A 22,714-nucleotide genomic window follows, 5' to 3' on the forward strand; every position below is an offset into this window, starting at 1 on the left:
TTAGAACACCCCGATTCGCGAGGCGATTTCCTGTGCGTCGTCGTCCGGCGACAGCGTCACGACCGCCTTCTTCTCGCCGCGGGCGGTGATCTGCGTGTTCACCTTCTCGATCGACACGTCGTAGCGCGACTCGATAGCGTCGGTGATCTCCGCCTTGGTGGCGTCGATGTCGACGATGAACTGGAGCTTGTTGTCGAAGTCCATCTGGTCCATCGCCTTCTCCGTCACCAGCGGGTGCTCGATGACCGAGCTCATCGCTCGTTCACCTCCGCGACCGCGCTCTCGGTCCAGATGGTCAGTCGACCGGCGTGCGTGCCGGGCGCCAGATCCTCGGCGTTGACCTCCGCGGCCGTCGTCACGTCCGCGCCGGCGAGGTTGCGCGCCGCCTTCGACGGCTCCTCGCTCGTCACGAACAGGATCGACTTCGGCTCGCGGTACTTCCGACCGCGGGTCTTGCCACGTCCGGCCTTCACCGATCGGCCGTCGTCGGCGCGTTCCACGTCGGCGTGGACGCCGAGCGCTTCGAGCAGATCGACAACCTCGCGGGTCTTGACCAGATCCTCGAAGTCGTCGCTGACGACCAGCGGAAGGTCGAGATCCTCGTCGAACTCGTGACCGCGCTCGGCCACGCGCTCGGCGTCGGTCGTCGCCGCGACGGCCGACCGGATCGCGAGTTTGCGCTCCTTGTCGTTGATTCCTTTCCCCTGGTCCTTCTCGGCTTTCGGCGGGTGCGCCTTGCGCCCGCCGACCGTCTGGGGCACGCGGCGGCCCTGCCCGTTCTCGCGGGGGACGTGGGCCATGCCGCGGCCGCTGCCGAAGGACTCCGCCGGGGTTCGCAGCCCGGCGTAGGGATCGGCACCGTACGCCTGCTTTCGGTTCGCCTGTGCGGCCAGGACGGCACGCTTGATGAGGTCCGGCCGGTAGGCCGTCTCGAAGACCTCGGGGAGGTCCACCGTGCCCGCATCCTCGCCGTTCAGATCGCGTACTGTTGCTTGCATTGGTTATCCCTGGTTGGATGCGGTGGAAACGTAGCGCACCTCGGGGTCGAGGCGCGGCTGGTCGGTCGGTCGGACGGCCGGACGGAAGCGCAGGAGGCGCTGGTCCGGGCCGGGCAGCGAGCCCTTGACGAGCGCGTACGGCCCGTCGACCTCGCCGTAGTTGACGAAGCCACCGTCGACGGTGGGCTCGTCGCCGTCGCCCATGTCGATCAGGCGCTTGTTGAGCTCCGTCCGCTGGTGGTAGCCCGTCTGGCCCTGCTGGGGGACGGTCGAGCGCACGCGGGACGGGTTCCACGGCCCGAGGTTCCCGATGCGTCGCCGCCAGCCCTGGCGGGCGTGCTTGCCTTTCCGCTTCTGGACGCCCCAGCGCTTGACGGGACCCTGGGTGCCCTTCCCCTTCGTGATGCCGCTCGCGTCCATGTACTCGCCGGCGCGGAACACGTCCGACATGGCGTGTTCGCCACCCTCCTCGAGGAGGTCGAGCGCGAAGTCGATGCGCTCGTCGAGCGAGCCACCGCCGACGCGCGTCTCCATCACGTCGGGCTTTTTCTTCGGGACGTTCGCCAGTTCGCTCGGCACCGTGTGGGTGATCATCCGCAGGTCGTCGACTTCACCGGCGTCGACGGCCTCGCGGAGCGCCTCGGCGTCCGCCTCGAAGCTGTCTTCCGCCGGCAGGTCGAGCGTGCGGTCGAGTTCCGGGTGGAACTCGTCGGTCCACACTTCGGTTGCCGGCTTCAGTCCGTACGACGTCTGTTCGTAGGCTCGCAGGGCGACTGCCCGCATCGGTGGCGTCTCGACGACGGTCACCGGAACCGACTCCTCCATTCCTTCGCGGGGGGAGTTGGCCTCGTCGTTGACCATGACGACGTGCGTCATGCCGGCCTTGTAGCCAGCGAAGCCCTGCAGCGCAGGGGCACCATCGTCGTCGGGCCACGAGCGGATACGCGGGACTTCACTGGCCGCGCGGGTGCGCGGGCCGAATCCCATCGAGCCTTTTCGTGGTCTGCTTGGTTGTGGCATGGATTTACTCCGTGAGTGTCAGGGGCGCGAGCGACGCGAACATCGCTTCCTCCGTTCGCACCGTCTCGCTTCCCTGTCGCGGAATCGTATTCAGCCAGAGGTCGAACCCCGGATCGGGTTCGACGCCCTCGCCGCCGCGTGCGGCTACGTCCTCGACAGCCACGTCGAGGATGGCCGGAAGGCCGCGCCCGGGCGCCCCAAAGGCGACCGTCAGATCGCCAGCGTCGTCGATCCGCCCGACCAGTTCGGTCAGGCGACCGACCGACAACTCCGTCCCGTGGACGGACGTGGCGATCCGAACCCCGGCGTCGGGGCGGGCCAGCGCTTCCGGCAGGTCCGCGCGTCGGATCTCGAACCCCGGCAGGGGTTCGTCGACGATCCGGGCGCGGACGGGTTCTCTCGAAGAGATCCTGATGGCGACGCGCTCCCCCTCCTCGGCCGACATTCCGTCGGGGACGAGGAGAGAGATTGGGTGTTGCAGTCCGCAATTGACCCGGACGCGGCCGTCAGGTCCGACCTCGGTCACGATTCCCTCTTGTAACGACCCCGGACGCTCGGGTCCGGAGCCGGTCCGTGACGAGACGCGAAGGGGCGGCAACACGCCGACGTACTCCAGTTCGTCCCGCGTGCCCCACACCTCGGTTTTGAGGTAGGGGGGCGTCGCGGCGTACCGCAGGACCGTCTCGACGAACCCGCCTCCCCATCGGCGCTCGCCTTCCGAATCGGGGAAGACGACCAGCCGATCCGCCCGGAACACTGTCGCCGCGCGGGCGACGTAGCCGAGTTTGCGAGTTGCCTCGCGTTTGTCCTCGGCTTCCCGGACGAGGGAAGACGGCACGAGCACGCTGAGCGTCATGCCGGGCCTTTCCGCGTCACGTCACTAGACTGTGCAAGTCGTACCGTATCCTCCGGTAAAAGGGTAGCGAAACTCGTGGCGGGCTGTGAGGGCCTGACACGCCGCAAAACGGCGTTTCGTGGGGACGAATCGCACGGCACTGATCCCCACGCGGGCAGCGAGTTGGCCTGGATTTCGGAACGCTTAATTATCCATCCCGGTTTGGTTAGGATGCGAAGGGCGCTGGTAGTGTAGTGGTATCACGTGACCTTGCCATGGTCACAACCTGGGTTCAAATCCCAGCCAGCGCATTTTCGGACTGATACAGAACGACGAGCGAAGCGAGTCGTTTCTGCAGTCCGAAAATCATCTTCTGTGGATTTGAACGAGAGAAGACGCAGCGTCGAGCGTAGCGAGACGACCGTCTTCACGTAGTTCAACATCCCAGCAACGCCGCAACCCGCCGATCACTGCGACGGATGCGCGATAATGTGGTCGCCCTCCGCGAACCCGACCCGGTAGTACGTCTCGCCCCGCCGGAGATACACCTCAAGCCCGCCGTCCGCGCGACGTTCGATCCGATCCCGGAGGGATTCGAGCGCCGGCGACGCCTCCTCACTGTCGACCGTGTACTCGCCGTCCTCGATCGCTGTCTCGACGATCTGCTGTTCCTCGGGAGGAAGATCCGCGAACACGATGGGGTCGATCTCCTCCCGCTCGGAGCTAGAGAGGTCGACACGTTCGAGCCAGAGTCGGGTCGGCAGGTCGGCGGTGCCGGGCGAGTCGCTGCCGCCGCTAGCGCCGAGACAGCCAGCCACGGAACCCACGAAAGCGACACCGGCGCCCACGAGGAGCCGGCGGCGAGCCGTCATGGCTCACGGCACGGCCGGTACCAGTAAAACGTCTTTGCCGTGTGAGCAGGCACAGGGTCTATGCCGCTTCTACTCGAAGCATCCCCCATGCCCCCCACCGTATCGCGCCGTCGACTGCTGGCGTCGAGTGCGGTCACGGTCGGGTCGCTCGCGGGATGCCTGTCAGCGTCGCCGGAGTCGGAGCCGACCACGTCACCGTCGCGCTCGCCGGACCGAACGCCGACCCGCACCGACACCGACGACGGCACGCTCCGAATCGACGCGCTGTCCGTCGCCGACTTCGTCGTGTACCCGCTCGCGGGCAACCACCCGCACGTCCACCGCCGAACGGGGACGCAGTACGTGATCGTTCGCGTCGCTACCTCGCTGGACGAGACGGCGGTCCGCGAGCGCCTGACGCTCGAACTCGACGGCGAGTCGGTGCCGCTGGCGGAACGCCAGCCCGTCCCCTGGGAGCGAGAGACGGTCGACCTCGCCTTCGCCGTCTCGAAGACGGCGACGGTCGACGAGGGGCGCGTGCTGTTCGACGGGACGGCAGTGCGGTCGCTCGCGGCCGCGACCGTCGAACGGCTGAACGACCCGCCGGTCTTCGAGGTGGCCGAGCCCTCGGTGTCGCCGACGGAGATCGAAGCGGGCCAGCGCGTCGACGCGACGGTGCGAGTCGACGTGACGAACACCGGCGGTGCCGGAACGTTCGGCGCCAGCCTCGGGAGTAGCTACCTCTCGGGATCGAAGACGCTGACGGCGACGCTCGATGCCGGCACGGAACGGGAACTGACGGGAGAGATCAGGATCGTCGGCGGGGACGACGCACCGACTGTCAGTCTGGACTGGGGCACGGACGAGTGGACGACGACGGTGCCGGTCGTGGGCACGGCGACCGCGGGGAGTCCCAGTCCGACGCCGACGCCGTGAATCGATTCTCTCACGGTTTCGCCTCGCGATCTGAGCTGCCACTCCAAAACCCCGACACGACGGCGAGACGCGGCGACCGTCGCTGTATGACGAACCCTTTTCATCCTGACTCCCTCACCGGAGGCCATGGATCGACGCGCGTTTCTGGCGGCCGCGGGCGCCAGTCTTTCGGGGCTCACTGGCTGTGGGTCGTCAGGGTCGTCTCCGTCGACTGACGAGGCGACGAGGACGGGAACGAAGACGGTGACGAGGACGGCGACACCGGAACCGACGCCCACGACCACGCCGTCGGACACGACGACGCCGTTGCCGACGCGGATACCGCCGGATCAGCGGTACCGGCCGCAGTTACTCGACGTGGTCCTCGTCTCGACGTGGTCGGAGCCGGGCGATCTGACTGCCAATCGGATCGAGCGCGTCCAACGCGGTCAGCCGGCCGTCGTCGCGTACCGATACCGGATGCGCATCCCGCAGGGGACGGTCAATCTCAAGGAGGGGATCGACGTGCTCGACGGCGACGACCGGATCGCCCGTCGATCCCGAGACATCGACCGGTACGTCGACTCGGCGGGACTCCACACGTGGGAGGACGCGATGACGTTCGAGACGGGAAACTGGCCGGCGGGCGAGTTGACGGCGACGGTGGCTATCGGCGAACTCCAGCTTCACCGCGTCTCCAACCGCGTGTCGACGACGTTCGAGGTTGCCGCGCCCTGAGCCTCGCCAGTCCCGACCACCGGTGCGCTTTTGCCCGAAGCTCACCCAGATTCGGTCGATGAAGAGATCGTCGGTGGTGCGAGATGACTGACGAGGGTGGTGGCGGCGACGGTGCCGATGGGAGCCGCCTCGAACACCTTCTCGACCGCATGACCGACGGGATCTTCGGCCTCGACGCCGACTGGCGATTCACGTATCTGAACGAGACGGGGCGGTCGGTCATCTGTGACGCCGCCGGCGAGACGTTCACGGCCGACGAACTCGTCGGGCAGAACATCTGGGACCTCTTGCCCGAGGCTCGCGAAACGACGTTCGAGGAGGAGTACCGCGAGGCGATGCGGACACAGGAGCAGACCGCGTTCGACGAGTACTACGAACCGCTCGACGTGTGGTTCGACGTGCGGGTGTACCCCTCTGAGACGGGGCTCTCGGTCTGTTTCCGCGACGTGACCGAACGTCGGCGGCAACGCGAACGGCTCCAGACCCGCGAGGCTGTGTTGCGGGAGATGTACGACGCCATCGCCGACCGCGACGCCGCGTTCGAGGAGCGGGTCGACGACCTCCTGCGGATCGGTCAGCGCGCCCTCGGAACGTCCTACGGGACGCTCTCGCGCGTCGAGGGCGACGAGTACGTCTTCGAAGTGGTTCGGTCGCCAGGCGACATCGAGGAAGGCGACGTGGTCGACCTGTCGGCGACGAACTGCGAACAGATCGTACTCGACGAGGAGACGCTCGTCCTCGAGAACGTCGCCGAGGACGCGCCGGATCTCACCGACAAAGCAGGGTACGAGGAGTGGGGCATCAGTTGCTATCTCGGCGCGCCAGTGATCGTCGACGACGAGGTGTACGGGACCTTCTGCTTCTACGACACCGAACCCCGGACGGAGCCGTTCTCAGACTGGGAGATCACGCTCGTCGACCTGATGGGTCGGTGGGTGAGCGTCGCGCTGGAGCGCAAACTCGCTCAGGAACGCCTCCGCCACCAGAACGACCGACTCGAAAAGTTCGCGACGCTTGTCTCGCACGACCTCCGGAACCCGCTCAACGTCGCGGACGGGTGGCTCGACATCGCCAGCGAGGACTGCGAGAGCGAGGCGATCGCGAAGATCGAGGCCTCTCACGACCGGATGCGGGCACTCATCGACGACGTACTGGCGCTGGCGCAGGCGGGGCGCACCGTCGACGAACCGACGGAACTCGACCTCGGACAGGTTGCAGCCGACGCCTGGCAGCAGGTCCGAACCGGGAACGCCACGCTCGCCGTCGACCTCGACCACACCGTCAGCGGCGACCGATCGCGGCTCCAGCAACTGTTCGAGAATCTGTTTCGGAACAGCGTGGAGCATGGCTCCACGACCGACCGACCGGCGACGAGCGGTATCGCCGTCGAAGTCGGCACGCTCCCCGGTGGCTTCTACGTCGAGGACGACGGCGTCGGCATCGACGCCGCCGACCACGAGCGCGTCCTCGAATTCGGCTTCTCGACGGCCGAGAACGGGACGGGTGTCGGCCTCGGCGTCGTCGAAGATATCGCCACCGCACACGGCTGGACGGTGGCCGTCACCGAGAGCGACGCGGGCGGCGCACGCTTCGAGTTCGCGAACATCACCTGACGACCGCGAACCGAAAAAGACGGATTTATCAATAGCCCCCCCTTCGTCGAAGATGCGGCGCTCGGTTGGTGTAGTCCGGCCAATCATGTTGGCCTTTCGAGCCGACGACCAGGGTTCAAATCCCTGACCGAGCACTACAGCGAGCGAACGTTAGTGAGCGATCGAAGCGCACAGGGAAGGGATTTGAAGTAGAGAAACGCGAGCGGCAGCGAGGTTTCGCGTGGTTCAACTCCCTGACCGAGTACGAGCGTCTGTCCGTGCGGCCGTCCGAGACGGCCGATTTCTCGTCTCAATTTTTTAACTCTGAAAATAAAGGCATGACTTTATCACCCGAACGGACGCAGTGCTTATCGAGTGGGTGGCCGGAGTGGCGCACCGGCCCGGTAGCGACCACGAAAGGGGGGCTCCGGACTGTCGGTCTCACTCTCGCGGCCATCGAGTCCACTGGCCAGACCAAACTCCATGTCGACCCAACGATCACGCTCCCACGACCGCTCGCCGCCGGAGCGGCTATCGAAAGATACGATCTTCTCGATGCTGAGCAACCAGCGACGGCGGTACGTGCTCTACCACCTCAACCGGGAGCCCGGACCGGTCGCCTTGCGCGACCTCGCCGAACAGATCGCGGCGTGGGAGAACGACGTGGACGTGGCGGATCTGGACTACAAACAGCGCAAGCGAGCCTACACCTCGCTCCACCAGACACACCTCCCGAAACTCGACGACGTGGGGATCGTCGACTACGACCGAGACGGCGGGACGATCACGCTCGCGGATCGGGCGAACGACCTCGATATCTACCTCGAACTCGTCGGCGAACACGACGTGCCGTGGTGTGACTTCTATCTCGGCCTGTCGGTGGTCGCGTCGCTGTTCGTTCTCGCGGCGTGGCTCGGCGTGTTTCCGTTCGTGCCGGAGTTGGCACTTGCGGGTGGGGTCGTCGTCGTCTTCGCCGCCGTCGCAGGCGTCCACTCCCATCTCGCCCGCCGAAACCACATCGGCGGCGACGACGCGCCCATCGAGGGCCCGGAGGATTAGGCCAGCCAGTCGTCCGGTTTCGTGTCGTAATCGATGTCGTTAGCCGCGATTCGCTCCTCCAGGTCGGGGTCGAGGTCGTGGGTCTCGAACCGCTCACCGTCGTAGCGGATGCGCTTGCCGACCTCCGTCGGCGTCGGTTCGCGGTTCCGCCGCCGTGCGATTTCCAGTTCGTGTTCGTCGTACTCCTTGACGATGGTCATGAGGTTGACCGGGCGCCCCCAGAGATTGTAGGTGCGTTCGAGCACGCGTTTCGCCTGCTCGATATCGAGGCTGATGCCGTTGTACTGGTGGCCCAGCAGGAGTTCGTTGCGGTTGTCGAAGTTGCCGTCGTACACCGCGACGGTGGGTTTGCCGAAGTTGGTGAACTGCAAGAGCAGTTTCTTCTTCACGTCGTCGGGGTCCTCGGAGGCGACACGGAAGTCGCCGGTCGCCTGTGAGAACTCGTAGGTGAAGTAGTCGTTCTCCTTCACGAACTCCTCGGAGAGGAAGGCGTCGATGAAGGTCACGTCGTTGTGGCTCTCGCGGAGTTCGCGCATCCGCCGCCAGCCCACGCCGTAGTCCACGTCGTCGATGGCGTCGGCAACGGTGTCGTATTTCGCGTCGTCGAACATGTACCGCGACAGGCGTTCGAGTTCCGACCGTCGGATGCGACGGAGGAAGCCGCGGTTCTGTGGCTTGCACAGCGAGAAGTGACGTTCGGTCAGGCCCTCGGTCGTGAGCACCTTCCACGGGTAGCGTGTCACGTCGACGTCGCCGTCCAGCGCGCGCTGTAGCGCCTCGGCGTCGACCCGCGGGTCGTCGGGGTCGAGGTCGTCGAGCGTCTCGGGCGTGATCGACGCGATGGCGGCGTCGGGGGCCAGTAGCTCCGCTACCTCGTCGAAGTCGATCACGTCGTGGAAGTTTCGCCACGAGATACCCTCGACGCGCAGGAGGTGGTCGGCCACTTCGCGCCGGTTGGTCACGTTCTCGATGTACTCCCAGAGTTCCATCCCGAGTTTGTAGGGGTTGAGCCCGGGCGAACCGAGCACGCGCGCCATGTGGTCGGCGTAGGTGACGAACTCGTCGTCCTCGGCGAAGTTCTCGTCGCTCATCATCAGCGACTCCCAGAAGGCCGCCCACCCCTCGTTCATCACCTTCGTCATCTTCTGGCCCGCGAAGTAGTAGGCCTCCGTCCGCAGGATTTCGAGTACGTCCTTCTGCCACGGTTCGAATGCCACCGCTTTCCCCGTCTCCTCGTCGTACTGTCGGCCGTGTTCGAGGAGGAAGGCCAGCACGTCGGTGTGGGGGTCTTCGAGGCGCGCCTTCGCCCGCTCCGATTCGGCGAGTTCGTCCAGCCACTCCTCGTCGAAGGCGTGCCGGCGCACGTCGTCGGACACGTCGAGTTCGTCCAGCCGCTCGCGGAGGTCGGACGGGGCGTCTCGCTCCCGGCGCTGGCCCGCGCGGGCGAACGCGCGGTGCTGGTCGATCGTGTCCTCCAGACAGAGGACGGCGTCGATGAACCGCTCGACCTCGTCGCGGTCGATTTCCGGGTCCTCGACGTACCCCTTGATCGTCTCGGCGTGGCGTTCGAGCATGGCCGCGGCGTCGAGGTCGGATCGATCGTCGCCCTGTCCGTCGCCGAACAACCCGAACCACTCGTTGTTGGCGAAGAAGTCGGCGTGGGCCTCGACGTGCGTGATGACCGCCTTCTGGTCGGCCAGCGAGTTCGATTCCTGCAGGAAGGCGTGGGAGGGGTTGTCGTTGTTGACGATCTCGAACGCCTTGCCCATGCCGAACTGGTCCTGTTTGCGCTGGCGGTCGTAGGCCATCCCCCACCGCCAGTGGGGGTAGCGCCGCTGGAACCCGCCGTAGGCGATGAGTTCGTTCATCTCGTCGTGGTCGACGATCCAGTAGTTGACCGGGTAGGGGTCGAGCCCCAGTTTCCGGGCCAGATTCCCCGCCTCCTCGACCGGTTCGGTGAGGCGCGTCGCTTCCTTCCGTGCGCCGATGCGGTCGTCTCTCATTCCTGATCCTCCGTGCTCAGAATCTCGTAGATGGCGTCGGTCACGTCCGCGGGGTCGGAGACGTAGGCGACGACGACGCCGTCGTGTTCCTCGAACGCCCGTTCCACTTCCTCGGCGTGGGTGGCGTTGATGGCCGTCCCGCCCGGTTGCGTCTCCACGTACGCGTGGAGGTTGGCCGGGATGGACTCCATCAGCGGCACCACGTTCTCGCGGGTGTCGTTACTCGAGTTCTCGCTGTCGCCCGCGGCGAAGACGTAGCGGTTCCACTCGCTCCAGGGGTACCGCTCCTCCAGAATCTCCGCGGCGAGTTCGTACGCCGAGGAGATTCGCGTGCCGCCGCCGGAGCGGATGCCGAAGAAGTCCCCGCGCTCGACTTCCCACGCTTCCGCGTCGTGGGCGATGTAGACGAACTCCGCGCGGTCGTACTTGCCAGTGAGATACCAGTCGAGCGGCGTGAACGTCCGCTCGACGAGTTCGCGTTTCTGCTCGCGCATGCTCCCCGACACGTCGCGGATGTTCACCACCACGACGTTTTTCTCCGTCTTCTCGACCACCTCGGGGTGGCGGTAGCGCTCGTCCTCGCGGCGGAAGGGCACCTCTCGCAGCCCTTCCCGACGGATGCGTTCGAGCGTCGTCGTCCGGTCGACGTTCTCGGCCATCTCCTCGAAGCTCTCCCAGCGACCCCGTTCGTCGTCGGGAATCGTGTCCCACTGGTCTTCGATCCACGCGCGCGAGACGAGAATGTTCTCCTCGCGACACCAGCGGAACACGTCGCCCGGCGTCGCGCCCGCGACCCGCATCGCCTCGCGGACGTACTCCTCGTCGAAATCCATCGCCAGCTTGCGCTTCAGCCCCTGCTTGAACAGGCGCTCGAAGTCGAGCGTGCTGTTCGGGCCGGCGCGGGTGAGTTCCGTGAAGTCGCCCTCGACTTCCTCGACGACTTCCTTCCCCTTCGGCTCCAGATCCAGCCCGAGTTCCTCGTCGAGTTCCTCCGCGAACTCCTCGGGGTCCATCTCGTAATACTCGTGCTCGCCAGCCTCGTCGCCGGGGTCGCCGTCCTCGTCGCCGTCGCCGTCGTCGGCGGGTTGGGGCGGGCCGACCGGCTGCCCCACGTCCGGCGTGCCGTCCTGTCCCTGACCGACGCCGCCGCGGTCCCGGGGGTCGTACGCGAACTCCGGCAGGTCGACCACCTTGATCGGCACCTGAATGCTGTCGGGGTCGCTCCCGCCGAGGTCACCGTAGCGGATGAACTCCTTCAGGTCTTCACGGCGCCGTTCGCCGACTTCGCGGAATCGGTCCAGATCTTCTCTCAGTCCCATCGGTAGCTCACCTCCCGCATCACTTTCCGGCTCGTCAGTTCGGCGGACGCCGGCGAGTAGCCCTGCGTCTGCAGGTGGTCGAGCGTCCGCTCCTTGCGGCGCTCGGTCTCCGTATCGGAGGGCGGGTCCGTCCACTGGGCGGGGTCGAACCCCTCGAACAGCCGCTTCACGTCGCCCCAGTCGTGGGCGTCGAGGACGGCCCGGATGACCGGAATGTCGCTCACGTCGACGTTCTCGATGGCGAAATCCTCGTCACGGTTCTCCCACGCGTAGCGGTTGATCGCCGTGATGACCTTCTCGCGGCGGAACTCTTCGACGCGTTCGGCGGGGTCGGCCCCGCTGTAAGCGTCCTCGCCGAACCGACCCAGATGCTCCGTCTCGAACACCTTCATCAGCAGGGGGTCGGGATCGACGGGGCCGCGGTCGGTGTCGATCTGATCCTCGTTCGCCCACGCGAAGACGTGTTCGACGTACTCCGCGACGGTCTCCTCGTCGACGCCCTTCTCGGCCAGTAGGGCGTCGAGGACGTCCGCCTCCTGCCGGTCGTAGATGTGGCTCTTGACGATGGCGAGGCGGTTCTCGTACTCCGCGGCCTCGGCGCGCGAGAAGACGGGCGCCTCGGTGAGTCCGTCGGCCATCGCGTCGAGTACGTCGTCGGGCATGACGACCCGTTCGACCGGCAGGTCGGGATGCTGGCGGTCGGCGTCGGTCTGGAGCAGGTCGGCGATCACGTCCCGGGTGTAGGTGACGGGGATGCCGTGGCTGCCGTCGTCGCCGTCGAAGTCGAACTCGTCGGCCTCGACGCGTTCGTCGCCCTCCTGTAAGTAGCCCTGATCGAACAGGAGCGCCTTCTCGACGAGGCCGTGATTCCCCGGCGTGTCCTCGCCGTCGAGGCGGGTGACGACGCTGTACAGCGCCGCCGCCTCGACGGTGTGGGGCGCGAGTTCCCGGTCGACGGCGCCGCCGCGCCCGTCACGCATCGACAGCGTCAGCCCCTCGCGAACCCGTGCTTCGAGGTCGGCGTAGCCCTCGGCCTCCCAGACGGCCGTCTCGCTCGTCAGTTCGCGGCGGATCAGTTCCGCCTCCAGCGAGAGGTTGGTCAGGTAGCCGAACTCGTGTTTGTCGAGGCGGCGCTTCAGCGCCTTCAGCGGGTCGCGCCCGTTGCGGTCGGCGTACTTGTCGAGTTCCACGTCGAGGTCGGGGTTCGAGATGATGAGCAGTTGGGTGTCGATATCCATCCCGATCCCCTTGTCCAGTTTCACGCGCCCCTCGTCGGGAACGTTCAGCAGTTTGCGGAGCAAATCGGCGTGCTGGGCCGCGTCCTCGACGATGGTCAACAGGCCGTTGCCCTGCGAGAGGACGCCGTCGTAGGAGAACGCCTGCGGATTCTTTCGCCCCCGCGAATCGAGTTCGCGGAGCATCCCCGGCATCCACGACCCGACCAGTCGCTCCTTGGGCGTGCCGTCGTCCTCCGAGTGGAGGATGCCGATGCCCCGCCCCACGTCGACGACGTAGTTTTTCACCCGGAGGTGGCGCGGATCGGTAATGGAGGAGAACAGGTTCGTCCCCCCGTTCCGTCGGTAGCGCTCCTCGAGAACGTCGTACGCCTCCCGACAGAACGGATCGAGGCTGGCTTCCACGCGCGTCGGCACGTGGTCGCCCTGATTGAGGTCGTCGAGGATGGCCGACCGGACGCCCTCGGGGAACACCGAGAGCGGATGTGACTGGACCGGACTCTCGTACCAGTCGTCTTCGCGGTCGATCTCGTCGCCGTAGCTCAGCCCGCGGTCTTCGGTCGCGCTGGCGACGTTCCACTCGACCGTGTAGCGCCGGCCCGCTTCGGTCTTCGAGTACTCTCGGAGGCCGTTGATGAGACACCGTTTGAGCTCCGACTTGCCCGTCGCCGTCGGCCCGTCGAACCAGATGATCTTCTCCCGTTTGCCCCGGTCCGCGGCGATGGTCCGGAGGTCGTCGACGAAGCCGTTCAACACGTCCGTGTTGCCGAGGATGGCGTGTTCGCCGCCGTTGGCAGGGTCGTCGAAGAAGCGGTAGCGCTCCCGCTTCTCGCCCTCCTCGACGACCGTCCGCGTCCCCATCGACTCGATGGCTTCGAGCAGGTACTTCGGGGCGTGGGAGGCGATCGAGGGGCGTTCGAGCGCCCGTTCGACGTACGCCTCCAGACTCATCGGCTCCTCGTACGCGCCGGAGAGTTCCTCGTCGCCGGCGCGGATGTAATCCGTCATCCTTCCAGTTCGCTCTTGGCGACCTCCGCCCCGGCGAACTCGAGGACCTCCTGGGCGCCCTCGCGGGAGTAGCCCTGTTCGATCAACGCGTCGACCCACGCGCTCCGCTCGTCGTCGTCGAGTTCGTTCGCCGACACCAGCGCGGAGAAGTTGATGTTGTGTTTCTTGTCCTCCCACAGTTTGCGTTCGAGGGCGCGGCGCAGGCGGTCGTTGTCCTGCGGGTCGAACCCTTCACCCTCGCGGGCGCGGCGGCTGACCCAGTTCGACACTTCCTGCCGGAAGTCGTCTTTCCGGTCGCTCGGAATCTCCAACTTCTCCTCGACCGAGCGCAGGAACGTCTCGTCCGGTTCCTGCTCCCGTCCGGTGAGTTCGTCCGTCACCGTCGCGTCGTCGATGTACGCCATCACGTGGTCCATGTACTTCTCGCCCTGCCGCTGGATCTCGTCCACGTCGTAGGCGAGGGCGTGGCGCACGTCCTCGATGGCGCGTTCCTTGTACTCCTCGCGCACGAGTTCGAGGTAGCGGTGGTAGCGGTCGACGTTCTCCTCGGGGATGGAGCCGTGATTCTCGAGGTTGCGCTCGAAGTGGGTGAACACCGAGAGCGGCGAGAGGTAGGCGCGGTCGCGGTGGGTGGCGTCCATGATCGCCTCCGCAATCTCGTCGCCGATGAACCGGGCAGAGACGCCGTCCATCCCCTCCGCGATGTCGGCGTTCTGCTCCCCCTCCTCCCGTAACTTCTTCACGTCGATATCGTCGGCCTCGTCTATCTCGCCGTTGTAGGCCTTGGCCTTCTGGACGAGCGTGACGTTCTCGCCGTTGGGCTCCGTGATGCGGGTGAGCACGCCGAACAGCCCCGCCATCTCCATCGCGTGCGGTTCGATGTGCATGTCCGGCACGTCCGCGTTCCGGAGCATCTTCCGGTAGATTTCCGCCTCCTCCGAGTATTCGAGGACGTACGGGAAGTCGATCCGTTTCGTCCGGTCGTTGAACGCCTCCATCTTCTCGTCGCCCTTCTTGTCCCGGTATTCGGGCATGTTGGTACGGCCGACGATCACCTGATCGATGTCGATGCGAGGGTTGTTCTTCGGCTTGATCGTCTGTTCCTGCGAGGCGTGCAGGAAGTCGTAGAGGAACTCCCGCTGGAGTTTCAGCAGTTCCTCGCCGCTGAACAGGCCGCGGTTGGCGTTACAGAAGGCGCCGGAGTAGTCGAACGCCCGGGGGTCCGACTCGCCGTAGATGGCGATTTTGGAGTAGTTGACGTCGCCGGTCAGTTCCGTCTCGTCCTGATTCTTCTTGTCCTTGGGCTCGAACGTCTCGATGCACTGGCGCTTGTTCTCGCTCGCGACGAGACGGACGATTTCGACGTGGTTGTCGAGGACGGCTTTCAGGTCGTCGTCGTAGTGGGCCAGCAGGCGATCCATGTAGAACTCGCTGGCGGGGTCGAGCGACTGCTCGTTGCGGACGGTGTAGGGCGCGTCGAGTTCGTCGTTCAACCGTTCGAGCACCCGGTCGCGCTGTTCCTGCGGGAGGAGAACGAGCGGGTCCTGACTCATCGGGGAGACGACGGTGTCGTCCGCGGGGTCCTGATCGCGGACGATGTCACAGAGGTTGGTCCACCGGAAGGTGTACATCCGGCCCTCGTCGCTCATGGTGTAATCCTCGAAGTACCGCCGGACCATCCAGTCGAAGTGTGACTTACCGGACCCGACGGGACCGAGCAGCAGTTTGATACGTTTCTCCGGGCCGAGTCCCCGGGCACCGCTTTTCACCTTGTTGACGAATTCGTGGATCGACTCGTGGACCTCGCGACCGTAGAAGGTGTTCTCCCCGTCGTGTAAGGGATCTTCCGAGGCCATGAGGTACTCGACGACGCCGGCATCTTCGTCGTACTCCGTCCCGTAGTAGTCGAACATGTCGGCGACGCGCTGGTGAGCGTTGCGGGCGATCCGCGGATCGTCGTACACCTCGTCCAGATACCAGTCGAAGCGCTTCGCTTCGCGGAGGTCCGCCGGAACCGATTCCTTGTAATGCTGGCTGAGGTCTTCGAGGGTTTCCTTCGTCATTGTCTCATCGGGGTCTCGGGCCCGAGCGCCGTCCGATCGCCCCGCCACCCGGTCGTCGCGTGGTGTGGGCACACGTACCACACCGCGGCTCTGACCGCGGGATCATCGTCGTGGGAACGGCGGAGGGGTGGCGGGGCGTTCGACCGACGGCTGCTCGGTCCGCTGGTAACCGAGACTATAAACACTGTCAGTAGTACATATACATAAGCCTTCCCCCAATGTCCACGGTAGGCACTCCTTACCCGATCCGACGAATTCCGCCGTTGGCAGCCGTTTCCGATCGTCGATAGGCCGATTCGACGAACCGCTAGAATGGGGACGAACGGTTAGGGAACGGACGCACGATACTCGGTGGGAGCCGTCGACGAGCGTGCGGCGTGTCTCGCCGCCGTCGGCCGCTGTGTCACGACGCACAGACTATAGGGCCGCCGTGCCGAGGGTCGGTATATGAGCTTCGACGACCTGCCGGACGGGTGGACCGTCTGGCACGAGGAGGCCGGCGGGCGAGCGATCCTCGCCTATCGGCCGGACGTGTTCGACACGGACGCGTTTCCGGCCGCCTGCATGCCCACCATCTACCTCTCGCCCGGATCGCCGCGGCGCCGTCCCGGCGCGCGTCGGGCCGACGGCTGGACGATCACGCTCTTTCTCGAACCGGAGATCGACGCACGCGTCGAGACGGCGGACACCCGCGAGGCGGGCGTCGAGGCGGCGCTCGATCTCGCCCACGCGTTCGCCGCCGGGAAAATCGACTACCGCGCCGCCTACCAGATTCCCCGCGAGGACTACTTCGACCGTCTCGACGAACTCGTCGGTCGCGAGGCTTAACCTCCCTGGCCGAGAACGGCTATCCATGTCCGAGGTCACGCTTATCGGGACGCGCCTCGCCGAAGTCGGTCGCGAGTTCGTCTTCCGGGGCGAATCCAGCGCGTGCGAGGGCTGTCCGTATCGCGGCCAGTGTCTCAATCTCTCACCAGGGACCCGCTACCGGATCACGGACGTGCGCGAGAACGCCCAGACGCTCGACTGTGCCGTCCACGACAGCGGCGTCCGCGCCGTCGAGGTCGAACCCGCGCCCATCCCCGCGAACGTTCCATCCAAGGTGGCGTACGCCGGGAGCAAGGCGAAACTCGCCGGCACGTGTCCGTACACCGACTGTCCGAGTCACGCCTACTGCGTCCCCGACGGCGTCGACTTCGACGCCGAGTACCGCATCGACGAGGTCCTCGGCGACCCGCCCCACGACTACTGTATGCTCGACCGTGACCTCACGCTGGTCGAACTCGCGCCGCGCGACGACTCCTCCTGATCGGTCTCGAAGTCCGCCAGCCGACCCACGCGCTCGCCCGCGTATCCAAACACGCCCTCGTAGCCCTCAGCCGACATCAGAATGGGATAGAAGGGCTCTTCGGCCACGTGCTCTACGCCGTCCGCCGAGGCGAAGGGAACGCCAGCTTCGACGCGTTCGAAGTTCTCGACGAACACCTCGTAGTCGTCTGCTGGCGCCTTCGACACCCGACCGGTGAGACGGAAGACGGGTGCGTCGGCCGCTTCGGGTTCGTCGGCCGCGGGCAAGACGCCCGTCGCCGCGAGGAACGCCCGCACGAGTTCCCGCGCGTTCTCCGCCGCCGTCTCCGACCACTGGAGCCCACACTCCACCTCGAATACGCCGGGGTAGTCGATCAGTCGCCCGCCGGCGTACACCGCCGTCTCGACGACGGCGTCGATCGGTAGCCGCGCACAGATATCCGCCGTCGTGGGGTCGACGGTGTCGACGAGCGCGAACGGGGACGCGTACGACTGCGTCGAGTGGAGCGCCAGCGTCGTACAGCCGTCGAGTTCGGCCAGCAACCGCTGGGCCAGTCGCCGTTCGTGACTCTCCGCCTCGGCGTCGCCGGGGAACGCGCGATTGAGGTCGTCGTCCAGATATCGGACGCCGCGTTCGAGCGCTTCCTCGTTGGCGATAACGAACTTCACCGGGTGCTGGAAGGTGGGTGGATCGTCGAGCAACGTCTCGACCGCGTCGGGCCCACAGGGCTCGTCCCCGTGGATCCCCGCGACGACCGCCACCTCGGGGTCGTCGCCGAACTCGCGAATTCTCATTGTCCGTGTCTAGCCGTCGGCGTTGAAGTGGGTTCCGTCCTCGCCTCGTTCCGCGAGCGCCGTGTAGAAGCGCTCGAAGTAGGCGTCGGTCGTCGGCACCGCGACGGCGACGGCGTCGTACGGCATCGTGACGGGACGCCGGTCGGCGTGCGACTGGCCGAATTTGAGACGGAGCGTTGCCTCGTCGGTCGTCAGTGCGTAGGCGTCGTACCCGTCCGGCAGGCCCGAGAACACGCTCCCGGGAAATCGCCGTTTGAGCGCCGCCAGATCGTCCGAAACGTAGCACGTCGCCGCGTGCAGTCGGTCGATACCACGTGCGAGGTCGGCGTACGTGTCTTCCGCGAGTTCGAGAGTGAGTGACTCGTCGTACCGACGACAGATCCGATCCAGTTCCGCGAACGCGGTGTCGACGGGACTACCCGTGATCGTCGCTCGGACCGTCGCCGGATCGGGGGCGTCCGGGGGCACGGGATGGCGGTACGCGTGGGCGGGACTTGGGGGTTTGGCCCCGATCCCCGTACCGAGTAAATCGACGCGAACCGCCGACCGACGTCCTCCCGCCGGCTACTGTGGAAGCTTGACGACCATGTTCAGCGCCTGGGGTAAGAGAACGCTGAGAAAGATCTGTGACCACATCGTGAACGTAGTCGGGTACGTCTTCGTCCGCTTGACCTGTTCGAGGCTCTCCTGTGCGTTGTCGTATTTGGCGCGGTCGTCGATGTTGGTCGGGGTCGCGTCGTACGGGTCCGCGAGTGCGTCCTTGATCTCGGCTTCGAGCGTTCGGAGCCGTGCCTCCTTTTTCGACTTCATCAGCCTGTGAATCCGGAACATCGAGTAGCCGATGGTCACCACACCTACGAACCAGATGCCGGAGAGGACGACCTGAAAGATCGGTCCGGGGGCCGGATACGGTGAGTCGACCACACTCGCCAGCAACACGGGTGCGTGTGTCTGAAGAAACCACAGCAGCAGGATCGCCGTGTAGATGTAGTACGAACGTTTGAGGAGTTCGCCGATCGGTTCGAATCCGCCGAGATTCCGAGGATCGTAGAAGAACAGCCCGAGATCGGCGTTTTTCAGCCGCCGCGGCACCAGAACGTGTACCGCGACGTAGGAAACGGCGAGTTCCGTGAGCACGGGAACGATGATGAGCGGAAACGTCACTAACTGGGCGTACAGCACGAGGCCGATACCACTAATTTCGACGAGTTCCGGAATGCCGAGGACGAGCGTGACGAACGCGTAGTAACAGACCAGTGCCAGAGCGTACGCGCCGAGGCGCACGCGGAACGAGACGAGTCCCTCGAAATTGCGTCGGACATCCCGATCCAGACCAACGTGTTCGTCCTCGATGCCGAGACTGACGACTGCCCTGGCGTACTCGTCGTGAATGTACCGCAGTCCGACGAGACCGAGAACGGTCATCGCCGGAATCGCCAACGCGTTCGGTGACGTGATGAACGAACTCTTCCCGGTGACGAGATAGTTGTACACGTCGAACAGTCCGTATTCGATCAAGAGGCCGACAGCGACGAACAGATAGGATCCGTACGCGGCCGACCCGAAGAGCCACGTTGCGAGGTGGTCGAATCCAGCCAACTCTGCGATGCGTTCGATAAGGAGCGTATCGCGGTACCGTCCTCGAACAGCCTCCGACATATCTGTTCGCACGCATACAGGCCCGTCTATTGGATGTGTCGCCTCGTGGAGACGACGTCGAGTGACGGGCCGCACGCACCGCAGACGTTACACCCGTGGGACGACTGACGACAGCCATGGACGACCACACCCGCGATTACACCGTCGGGCCGCCCACGTCCGGCGATCCGACCGGGTGGCAGGCCGACCGCGGCGAGTCCAACGGGTGGGAACACGGCACGCTCCGGCGGGCGGTGGTCCACGGCGTCCGCCTCTACAACGCGGGCGCATTCCACGAATCACACGACTGCTTCGAGGACGAGTGGTACAACTACGGGAGCGGGTCGACCGAGAGCGCCTTCCTCCACGGGATGGTGCAGGTCGCCGCCGGCGCGTACAAGCACTTCGACTTCGAGAACGACGACGGCATGCGCTCGCTGTTCGAGACGGCGCTCCAGTATCTCCACGGCGTCCCCGACGACTACTACGGGGTCGACCTCGTCGACGTGCGCACGACGCTCCGCGAGTCGCTCGACGATCCGACGGCGCTGCACGGCTGGGCCATCTCGCTCGACGGCGACCGCCACGAGGCCACCGACGCCGACTTTCGCTACGCCGAGCGACTCGACTGAGCGGAGCGATTACCTCGGCGCAAGATACAGCATCGGGCGGCCCGACGGAGTGTGTATGGACCGCCCCGACGCCGAGACCGACGCGAACGAGGACGACGAAGAGCGGATCAACGAGCGCCTCGACCGCCTCGTGAACTTCCTCGCGACGTACCTCCCCTAGACGCGTCGAGACGGGGATGCAGAGCTGGGAGGGTCGTGGCGGTCGGTCCCGACAGCACGATTGTACACGCCGAGCGACGAGCGTTACCGTCGGCGCCGCCGCGGGTACGGAAGTCGGGTGCGCAACAGCCAGCCGAGTGCGCCGAGGACGATCAATACGACGCCCGTCGCCACGAGGGCCAGCGCACCGTCGCGCCCGCCGTCGAGCAGGAGTCGCCACGCCGGACGGGCGACGCCAGCGGCCTTCGCCGCCGTCACCAGCGCGAGTACCGGCGGGACGACGTACCGGACGACGGGATAGAGGCGGCCCAGTTCCGCACGCACGGGAGCGAGGTCGGCGGCCCAGCCGAACACGAGTGCGATGCAGATGGCCGAGAGCGGGAGGGCGTACGTTCCCACGGACTCGTCGACGAGGTCGAGGACGGGCGTGCCGACGACGGTGAGGTCGAGGGGGCTGTAGCTCAACGCCGAGGGGACCCCGACCAGAAAGACGCCGGCCGTCAGGAGGTACGTCGCCCGCGTCCGCCCGAGTCGCGTCGTGTTCGTCGCGGCGGCGACGCCCACCTCCAGCAGCGAGACGGACGAACTCAGCGCCGCGAAAAAGAGGAGGCCGAAGAAGGCGACGGCGACGACCCGACCGAAGCCCATCGAGGCGAAGGCCGTCGGAAGGGTAGTGAAGGCGAGTTCCGTCCCGAGCGTCGGCTGGAGGCCGAAACTGAACACGATGGGGAAGATGACGAGGCCTGCGAGGAGCGCCGCCGAGATGTCGGAGACGGTGATCACGAGCGACGAGCGGAGCAGGTCCGTCTCCTCGTCGGTGTAGCTCCCGTAGGTCAGCATGATGCCCTGCCCGACCGAGAGCGAGAAGAACACCTGTCCGAAGGCGGCGCTCCAGAGCGCGGGATCGGTGAGCACCGAGAGGTCGGGCGTGAACAGGAACTCGACCGCCCGGCCCCATCCCGAGAAGGTGACGGCGTAGCCGGCGAGCGCGACGAGGAGGACGAACACCGTCGGCATCACGATTTTCGACATCCGCTCGATGCCGCCCCGAACGCCCCTGGCGACGACGGCGCCCGTGACGACCGTCGCGACGACGAAGTAGCCGACGGGCAACCACCCTTCGGTGAAGGTGGCGAACGTCGTCCCCGACCCGCCGAGCCACGAGAGGAGGAAGCCGAACACCCAGCCCGTGAGGACGAGGTAGTAGCTCAGGATGAGCAACACGCCGCCCACGACCAGCCAGCCGAGTGCCGTGTACGCCGTGTCGACGCTCCGGAACGCGGAGACCACGTCCGAGCGGAGCGTCCGCCCCACCGCCAGTTCGAGGACGAGCATCGGGACGGCGAGACTAAAGGCCGCGAGCAGGTAGGGGACGAGATACGCGCCGCCGCCGTTCGCGCCGAGGACCGCCGAAAATCGCCAGATGTTGCCCAGTCCCACCGCGGCGCCAGTCGTCGCCAGCAGGAAGCCGAGCCGCGACGACCATCGGTCGGAAGCCATGCAGGTCGTTGGACAGGTCAGCTACTTATAACGAGGCGGCTGGGCAGACGCGGGACGCCGATTGCCTCACCCCCGACGCCCACCAGTGTCGTTCGAGTGACAGGTCACTCACCGATGCCCTCCCTCTCCGTCTCCGGCCACGTCGCGCCGACCGACGCCGACGCTATCGAGGAGTTCGACCGGGTCGACGCGCCGACACCCACTCGGTCGCTCGAAGCTCGCGCCGCGTCGGCGGTGGAGACGGGATACTGGTCCCTCCGAGCGTTCGGCCGGGAACTGCGCGCCCACCCGCGGGCGACGACCGTGTTCGGCGCGTTCGTCCTCGTCGGCGGCGGGTGGCTGTGATCGTCCACAGCCGTTTTCCGTCGCTCCCGAGTGCTACCGAACGTCATGCCCTCCACGGACGGACACCGACCGCCGGACGCAGTCGCCATCGCCAGTCGGTATCGACGCCTCGAACGACCCCTCAGCGGCGCCGTCGCCCTCCTCGTCGGCGTCGCCGCCGCCGTCGCGATGCTGTCGTTTCCCCTCCTCGCAGCACTCGGCGTCGTCGCCGTCGTCGTCCTCGTAGTTCGGGCCCCCCTGTTCACGAGTCAAGGGACCGCCCGCCTCGCTACCGAGGCGAGCCCCGAGGCGGTGCGGGCGGACTTCGCCGGTCCGACGCCGCCGTCCCTCGCGTTCCAGTGGGGCGTCGCGGACGCCGTGCGCGAGACGGAGTCGGGGGCGACCTACGAGTTCTCCTCTCTCTTCGGCCTGCGGTCGACGACGATGGCCGTCGAGACGCACCGGGAGGCGGGCGGCGACGTACGACTGGTCGTGACCGCGGGCGGACGACCGTGGGCGACGTACGAGGTGACGGTCACGGGTGGAGGTGAGGATACCACCGTCGGCCTGACATGGTCGTCCGACCGCCGGTTCGGCCTCAACCGGCTGCCGCAGTGGGCGATTGCGGAGCGGTATCGTGCCGATGCGCTCGGTGCGCAGGGGTACACGGTCGTCGACCGGGAGGCGACGCTCTCGCTGTCGGGGTGATTCCCGACCGCCTC

Annotated in this window: 22 protein-coding genes and 2 tRNA genes; 11 read left to right on the plus strand and 13 right to left on the minus strand. The window is 66.3% G+C overall.

Annotation, left to right across the window (positions count from 1 at the left end; translation table 11 throughout):
* From DU502_RS13275 to DU502_RS13290, 4 genes are read right to left on the minus strand one after another with little or no spacing between them, the layout of a single operon-like run.
* The gene (locus DU502_RS13275; RefSeq protein ID WP_121920363.1) at positions 1-255 is read right to left on the minus strand and encodes a 50S ribosomal protein L23; all 255 of its coding nucleotides are present in this window, start codon (positions 253-255) and stop codon (positions 1-3) included.
* Positions 252-998 carry a 50S ribosomal protein L4 gene (gene rpl4p / locus DU502_RS13280; protein WP_121920362.1) on the minus strand — a complete coding sequence of 249 codons (747 nt, stop codon included), beginning with the start codon at positions 996-998 and terminating at the stop codon, positions 252-254. The genes DU502_RS13275 and rpl4p overlap by 4 nt, the downstream gene beginning before the upstream one ends.
* Positions 999-1,001: 3 nt before the next feature.
* Positions 1,002-2,018 (minus strand): 50S ribosomal protein L3, encoded by a 1,017-nt coding sequence (locus DU502_RS13285; RefSeq protein ID WP_121920361.1) that lies wholly within the window; start codon positions 2,016-2,018, stop codon positions 1,002-1,004.
* Positions 2,019-2,022: 4 nt separating this feature from the next.
* The gene (locus DU502_RS13290; RefSeq protein WP_121920360.1) at positions 2,023-2,874 is read right to left on the minus strand and encodes a putative RNA uridine N3 methyltransferase; all 852 of its coding nucleotides are present in this window, start codon (positions 2,872-2,874) and stop codon (positions 2,023-2,025) included.
* Between the two features lie 219 nt (positions 2,875-3,093).
* Between DU502_RS13290 and DU502_RS13295 the strand changes: the two genes are divergently transcribed.
* Positions 3,094-3,164: transfer RNA gene (locus DU502_RS13295), tRNA-Gly, on the plus strand.
* A gap of 156 nt (positions 3,165-3,320) precedes the next feature.
* Here the strand turns inward: DU502_RS13295 and DU502_RS13300 are convergent.
* Positions 3,321-3,725 (minus strand): hypothetical protein, encoded by a 405-nt coding sequence (locus DU502_RS13300; RefSeq protein WP_121920359.1) that lies wholly within the window; start codon positions 3,723-3,725, stop codon positions 3,321-3,323.
* Positions 3,726-3,812: 87 nt separating this feature from the next.
* Between DU502_RS13300 and DU502_RS13305 the strand changes: the two genes are divergently transcribed.
* The 5 genes from DU502_RS13305 (at position 3,813) to DU502_RS13325 (ending at position 8,008) form a co-directional block, all read left to right on the plus strand.
* Positions 3,813-4,640 carry a hypothetical protein gene (locus DU502_RS13305; protein WP_121920358.1) on the plus strand — a complete coding sequence of 276 codons (828 nt, stop codon included), beginning with the start codon at positions 3,813-3,815 and terminating at the stop codon, positions 4,638-4,640.
* 126 nt (positions 4,641-4,766) lie between these two features.
* The gene (locus tag DU502_RS13310) at positions 4,767-5,357 is read left to right on the plus strand and encodes a hypothetical protein (protein WP_121920357.1); all 591 of its coding nucleotides are present in this window, start codon (positions 4,767-4,769) and stop codon (positions 5,355-5,357) included.
* Positions 5,358-5,440: 83 nt separating this feature from the next.
* Entirely contained in the window at positions 5,441-6,970 is a 1,530-nt protein-coding gene (locus tag DU502_RS13315) for a sensor histidine kinase (protein WP_121920356.1), read from the plus strand.
* A gap of 59 nt (positions 6,971-7,029) precedes the next feature.
* A tRNA-Glu gene (locus DU502_RS13320) sits at positions 7,030-7,104 on the plus strand.
* Positions 7,105-7,432: 328 nt separating this feature from the next.
* Positions 7,433-8,008, plus strand: coding sequence for a DUF7344 domain-containing protein (locus tag DU502_RS13325; RefSeq protein ID WP_124897083.1), 576 nt, complete (start codon positions 7,433-7,435; stop codon positions 8,006-8,008).
* On the opposite strand, the gene DU502_RS13330 is transcribed toward DU502_RS13325, so the two are convergent.
* From DU502_RS13330 to DU502_RS13345, 4 genes are read right to left on the minus strand one after another with little or no spacing between them, the layout of a single operon-like run.
* A complete protein-coding gene (locus DU502_RS13330) occupies positions 8,005-10,011 on the minus strand; it encodes a SpoVR family protein (protein WP_121920354.1) in 2,007 nt (668 codons plus the stop codon). The two genes, DU502_RS13325 and DU502_RS13330, sit on opposite strands and share 4 nt — an antisense overlap.
* Positions 10,008-11,330, minus strand: coding sequence for a YeaH/YhbH family protein (locus tag DU502_RS13335; RefSeq protein WP_121920353.1), 1,323 nt, complete (start codon positions 11,328-11,330; stop codon positions 10,008-10,010). Before DU502_RS13335 ends, DU502_RS13330 begins: the two co-directional genes overlap by 4 nt.
* Positions 11,321-13,573, minus strand: a complete 2,253-nt coding sequence (locus tag DU502_RS13340; RefSeq protein WP_121920352.1) for a PrkA family serine protein kinase — start codon at positions 13,571-13,573, stop codon at positions 11,321-11,323. Before DU502_RS13340 ends, DU502_RS13335 begins: the two co-directional genes overlap by 10 nt.
* Entirely contained in the window at positions 13,570-15,636 is a 2,067-nt protein-coding gene (locus DU502_RS13345; protein ID WP_121920351.1) for a PrkA family serine protein kinase, read from the minus strand. Before DU502_RS13345 ends, DU502_RS13340 begins: the two co-directional genes overlap by 4 nt.
* A gap of 447 nt (positions 15,637-16,083) precedes the next feature.
* Between DU502_RS13345 and DU502_RS13350 the strand changes: the two genes are divergently transcribed.
* Both DU502_RS13350 and DU502_RS13355 read left to right on the plus strand, forming a co-directional pair.
* A complete protein-coding gene (locus DU502_RS13350; protein ID WP_121920350.1) occupies positions 16,084-16,464 on the plus strand; it encodes a DUF5820 family protein in 381 nt (126 codons plus the stop codon).
* A gap of 25 nt (positions 16,465-16,489) precedes the next feature.
* Entirely contained in the window at positions 16,490-16,945 is a 456-nt protein-coding gene (locus tag DU502_RS13355; RefSeq protein WP_121920349.1) for a UPF0179 family protein, read from the plus strand.
* Here DU502_RS13355 and DU502_RS13360 read toward each other — a convergent pair.
* The 3 genes from DU502_RS13360 to DU502_RS13370 form a co-directional block, all read right to left on the minus strand.
* The gene (locus DU502_RS13360; RefSeq protein WP_121920348.1) at positions 16,882-17,739 is read right to left on the minus strand and encodes a M14 family metallopeptidase; all 858 of its coding nucleotides are present in this window, start codon (positions 17,737-17,739) and stop codon (positions 16,882-16,884) included. The two genes, DU502_RS13355 and DU502_RS13360, sit on opposite strands and share 64 nt — an antisense overlap.
* 9 nt (positions 17,740-17,748) lie before the next feature.
* On the minus strand, positions 17,749-18,207 hold the full coding sequence (locus DU502_RS13365) for a hypothetical protein (RefSeq protein ID WP_121920347.1): 459 nt from the start codon (positions 18,205-18,207) through the stop codon (positions 17,749-17,751).
* Positions 18,208-18,303: 96 nt separating this feature from the next.
* Positions 18,304-19,398: a hypothetical protein gene (locus tag DU502_RS13370; RefSeq protein ID WP_121920346.1), complete on the minus strand. Its 1,095-nt coding sequence runs from the start codon at positions 19,396-19,398 to the stop codon at positions 18,304-18,306.
* Between the two features lie 116 nt (positions 19,399-19,514).
* On the opposite strand from DU502_RS13370, the gene DU502_RS13375 reads away from it, so the two are divergent.
* The gene (locus tag DU502_RS13375; RefSeq protein WP_121920345.1) at positions 19,515-20,009 is read left to right on the plus strand and encodes a DUF309 domain-containing protein; all 495 of its coding nucleotides are present in this window, start codon (positions 19,515-19,517) and stop codon (positions 20,007-20,009) included.
* 243 nt (positions 20,010-20,252) lie between these two features.
* Here DU502_RS13375 and DU502_RS13380 read toward each other — a convergent pair whose 3' ends face one another.
* Positions 20,253-21,668 carry a sodium-dependent transporter gene (locus DU502_RS13380; protein ID WP_121920344.1) on the minus strand — a complete coding sequence of 472 codons (1,416 nt, stop codon included), beginning with the start codon at positions 21,666-21,668 and terminating at the stop codon, positions 20,253-20,255.
* A gap of 114 nt (positions 21,669-21,782) precedes the next feature.
* On the opposite strand from DU502_RS13380, the gene DU502_RS13385 reads away from it, so the two are divergent.
* Together DU502_RS13385 and DU502_RS13390 are read left to right on the plus strand one after the other, a co-directional pair.
* On the plus strand, positions 21,783-22,013 hold the full coding sequence (locus DU502_RS13385; RefSeq protein WP_121920343.1) for a hypothetical protein: 231 nt from the start codon (positions 21,783-21,785) through the stop codon (positions 22,011-22,013).
* 45 nt (positions 22,014-22,058) lie between these two features.
* Entirely contained in the window at positions 22,059-22,700 is a 642-nt protein-coding gene (locus DU502_RS13390; RefSeq protein ID WP_121920342.1) for a hypothetical protein, read from the plus strand.
* Positions 22,701-22,714 lie beyond the last annotated feature (14 nt).

This window comes from Haloplanus aerogenes (genome assembly GCF_003856835.1).
GTDB classification, from domain to species: Archaea; Halobacteriota; Halobacteria; order Halobacteriales; family Haloferacaceae; genus Haloplanus; species Haloplanus aerogenes.